Annotated in this window: 1 protein-coding gene; it reads right to left on the bottom strand. The window is 52.3% G+C overall.

Annotated elements, in window-relative coordinates; all coding sequences use genetic code 11:
* Window positions 1-90 precede the first annotated feature (90 nt).
* A partial coding sequence (locus BHE89_RS21360) for a Fe3+-siderophore ABC transporter permease (protein ID WP_353615157.1) occupies window positions 91-419 on the bottom strand: 329 nt, incomplete at its 5' end.

Genomic DNA, 419 nt, shown 5'->3' with positions numbered 1-419 from the left:
GCGTTTTGAGTATTCGTCGTCATTGTGTTTGCCCCTTCAACATTCCCCATAGCTGACGGTGAAGATCAGCGATTACCTTGTACGTCCCCTTCACTGCTGGATGCTCAAGGGTCTGAGCATCCACAAAGCAATAAACAGGCTGGAAAGCAGTGCCACCACCAACTGGATGTTGTGGCTACTCAAATAGACGGCATAGCCGTTTAGGCAGGCACTCAATAGCAACCAGACCCTGGCCGTCATCAGCCCCCAGCGGTGATAGGTCACGAGCAGGTAGGCTGTTACGACAGAACAGAGTGTCATTGCACCAGAAGTGGCTAGGTAAACGACCCATGTACTGGCCTCGCCAGTGACGTAAGTGCCACCAACGGAGAAGGACAAGCCAAAGATCCAAATTGCTGCATTCCGGAGTAGGGCATCAA

The organism is Shigella sp. FC1967 (assembly GCF_001743005.1).
Taxonomy (GTDB): Bacteria; Pseudomonadota; Gammaproteobacteria; order Enterobacterales; family Enterobacteriaceae; genus Proteus.
This window is presented reverse-complemented; position numbering and strand designations above follow the sequence as displayed.